Below are 3,741 nucleotides of genomic sequence, written 5' to 3' on the forward strand. Positions count from 1 at the left end.
GTCGCCGCGGGCCGCACCCCACCGGTCACCGGGCCCGGGTCACAGAGCCCGGGTCACAGGGCCCGGGTCAGACGGGCGGTCAGCAGCCGGGCGAAGCGGGCCGGGTCGGGCAGGTCGCCGCCCTCGGCGAGCAGCGCGCTGCCGTACACCAGCTCGGCGACCTCGGCGAGCGCGGGATCGTCGGCGTTCGCCTCGTGCGCCGAGCGCAGCGCGGTGACCAGCGGGTGCGTGGGGTTGAGTTCCAGGATCCGCTTGACCGTGGGGACCTGCTGCCCCGTCGCCCGGTACATCTTCTCCAGGGTCGGGGTCATGTCGTGGGCGTCCCCGACGACGCAGGCAGCCGACGTGGTGAGGCGCGACGACAGGCGGACCTGCTTCACCTGCTCGGACAGGGCCGTCGTCAGCCACGGCAGCAGGGCGGCGAAGTCCTGCTCGCGCCGGGCCTTCTCGGCCTCCGCGTCCTGGTCGCCGTCCTCGGGCTCGCCGAGGTCGACCTGGCCCTTGGCGACGGACTGCAGACGGTGCCCGTCGAAGGCGGGCACCCGGTCCACCCAGACCTCGTCGACCGGGTCGGTGAGGATCAGGACCTCGTACCCCCGGGCGGCGAAGGCCTCCATGTGGGGCGAGTTCTCCACCATGGCCCGGTCCTCGCCGGCCAGGTAGTAGATCGCGTCCTGGCCGTCCTTCATGCGTCCGACGTACTCGCGCAGGGTGGTGGGCTGCTCCGCGTCGTGCGTGGAGGCCGCCGACACCAGCTCCAGGAGGGCCTCGGTGTTGTCCGTGTCCTCCAGCAGCCCCTCCTTCAGCACCCGGCCGAACTGGGCCCACAGCTTCGTGTAGCGCTCGGCGTCTGCGGTCTGCACGCTCTTGAGAGCGCCGAGCACCTTCTTGACCAGCCGTCGGCGCACGCCGCGGATCTGGCGGTCGTGCTGCAGGATCTCGCGGGAGATGTTCAGCGACAGGTCGTGGGCGTCCACCACGCCCTTGACGAAGCGCAGGTAGTCCGGCATCAGCGCTTCGCAGTCGTCCATGATGAACACGCGCTTGACGTACAGCTGGACGCCGCGCCGGGTGTCGCGCGAGAACAGGTCGAGCGGCGCCTGCGAGGGGATGAACAGCAGCGCCTCGTACTCGAAGGTGCCCTCGGCCCGCATGTGGATCGTCTCGGCCGGGTCGAGCCAGTCGTGGCTGATCTGCCGGTAGAACTCGTGGTACTCGGCCTCGGTGACCTCGCTGCGCGGCCGGGCCCACAGGGCCTTCATCGAGTTGAGCGTGTCGACCCCGGGCTCGGTGTCGCCGTCGGCGCCGGGGCGCTCCGCCGCCATCCGGATCGGCCAGCGGATGAAGTCCGAGTACTGCTTGACGATCTGGCGGATCTTCCACCCGGCCAGGTAGTCGGCGACCCCGTCCTCGCCGTCGACGGGCTTGAGGTGCAGGGTGACCGAGGTGCCCACGGGCAGTCCGTCGACCTCCTCGATGCTGTACGTGCCCTCGCCGTCGGACTCCCACCTGGTCCCGGCACCGGTGCCGGCCCGCCGGGTGCTCAGGGTGACCCGGTCGGCGACCATGAACGCCGAGTAGAAACCGACGCCGAACTGACCGATCAGGCTCTGCGCCGCCTCGGCGTCCCGGGTCTCCTTGATCTTCTCCAGCAGACCGGCGGTGCCGGACCGGGCGATCGTGCCGATCAGGTCGACGACGTCGTCCCGGGTCATGCCGATGCCGTTGTCGCGGACGGTCAGCGTGCGGGCGGCCTCGTCGACCTCCAGGAGGATGTGCAGGTCGGAGGTGTCGGCGTCGAGGTCGGAGTCGGTCAGCGACTCCAGCCGCAGCTTGTCCAGTGCGTCGGAGGCGTTCGAGATCAGCTCGCGCAGGAAGATGTCCTTGTTCGAGTAGATCGAGTGAATCACCAACCGGAGCAACTGGCGTGTCTCGGCCTGGAATTCCAGCGTCTCGACAGTGCTACCCACTCGGAGGCTCCTTTTCGGGATGGAACGTGCTGGGCGGGACGGGTGAGTCCGGGTGACTCCCCGTCGGCTCCGGAATGATAGGCCGAGCCCGCCGGCCGCCGTCACGCGCCGGGGAACCCACCGGTGTGATCGCCGGGCGACCGGGCAGACGCGGGGGCGTCCTGAACACCTCGCGAGAGGAACACCCGTCATGGCCGACCCGGTGAAGCCGTCCGAACGACCGGAAGAGCGGACCCGCACCTCCCGCAGCGACGACGTGATCGAGACCAGGGTCCCGGCCCGGCTGGACCGGTTACCGTGGTGCCGCTGGCACTGGAGGATCGTGATCGGACTGGGCACCGTCTGGATCCTGGACGGCCTGGAAGTGACGATCGTCGGCACCATGGCGGCCCGGCTCGCCGAGCAGGGCAGCGGGATCTCCATCTCGACCACCCAGGTGACCACCGTCGCCGCCGCCGTCTACGTGGCGGGCGCGTGCAGCGGGGCCCTGTTCTTCGGCTGGCTGACCGACCGGCTGGGGCGCAAGAAACTGTTCATGCTGACGCTCGCGGTCTACCTCGCCGCGACCGCCGTGACGGCGTTCTCCTCGTCGGCCTGGTTCTTCTTCGTCTGCCGCTTCTTCACCGGCTTCGGCATCGGCGGCGAGTACGCGGCGATCAACTCCGCGGTCGACGAGCTGATCCCGGCCCGGGTCCGCGGCCGGATCGACCTGATCATCAACGGCAGCTTCTGGATCGGCGCGGCGTTCGGGGCGTTCGCGTCCATCGCCCTGCTCGACACCGCGCTCTTCGCCACGGACGTCGGCTGGCGGCTCGCCTTCGGCCTGGGTCTGGCCCTCGGCCTGGTGATCCTGCTGGTGCGCCGACACGTCCCGGAGAGTCCGCGCTGGCTGATCACGCACGGACGCGCGGACGAGGCGGAGAAGGTGGTCGCCGAGGCCGAACGGGCCGTCGAGCGGCAGACCGGCACCGCGCTGCCCCCGCTCACCGACGAGCCGATCCTGATCCGCGAGCGCGCCCCGCTCGGCTTCGTCACGATCGCCCGCACGGTCGTGGCCCGCTACCCGCGCCGGACGGTGCTCGGCCTCGCGCTGTTCATCGGCCAGGCGTTCCTGTACAACTCGGTGACCTTCGGTTACGCGGTGATCCTCACCCAGTACTTCGACGTCCCCCAGGGCGACACCGGCTACTACTTCGCGGTGATCGCCGTCGGCAACTTCCTCGGCCCGCTGCTGCTCGGCCACCTCTTCGACTCGGTCGGGCGCAAGCCGATGATCGCCGGCACCTACCTCGGCTCCGGCCTGCTGCTGTTCGGCACCGCCGCGCTCTTCCAGCACGGCTCGCTCTCGGCCGTCACCATGACGGCGTGCTGGACGGCCGTGCTCTTCCTCGCCTCCGCGGGCGCGAGTTCGGCCTACCTGACGGTCAGCGAGATCTTCCCGCTGGAGACCAGGGCGATGTGCATCGCGTTCTTCTACGCCGTCGGCACGGCGGCCGGCGGCATCAGCGGGCCGCTGCTGTTCAACAGCCTGGTGAGCACCGGGAACGTCTCCGACACCACCCTCGCGTTCTGCATCGGTGCGGGACTGATGACCGCCGCCGGGCTGGTGGAGGCCGCGATCGGCGTCCGCGCGGAACGGCGCAGCCTGGAGTCCCTGGCCTCGCCCCTGAGCGCCGTCGGCACGACGCCGGCCTAGCCGGCCCGGCCGGTGGGCGGTGGGGGGGGGGGGGGGGGCGGCCCCCCCCCCCCCCCCCCCCCCCCCCCCCCCCCC

The 3,741-nt window shown here is 71.0% G+C and carries 2 protein-coding genes; one reads left to right on the plus strand and one right to left on the minus strand.

Features of this window, described 5'->3' with window-relative positions; translation table 11 throughout:
• Positions 1-53 precede the first annotated feature (53 nt).
• Positions 54-1,970, minus strand: a complete 1,917-nt coding sequence (gene htpG / locus ABZY91_RS41630; RefSeq protein WP_355409405.1) for a molecular chaperone HtpG — start codon at positions 1,968-1,970, stop codon at positions 54-56.
• A gap of 190 nt (positions 1,971-2,160) precedes the next feature.
• Between htpG and ABZY91_RS41635 the strand changes: the two genes are divergently transcribed.
• On the plus strand, positions 2,161-3,666 hold the full coding sequence (locus ABZY91_RS41635; RefSeq protein WP_355409407.1) for an MFS transporter: 1,506 nt from the start codon (positions 2,161-2,163) through the stop codon (positions 3,664-3,666).
• The last annotated feature ends 75 nt before the right edge of the window (positions 3,667-3,741 follow it).

The sequence above is a fragment of the Kitasatospora sp. NPDC002965 genome (assembly GCF_040611255.1).
Classification (GTDB): Bacteria; Actinomycetota; Actinomycetes; order Streptomycetales; family Streptomycetaceae; genus Kitasatospora.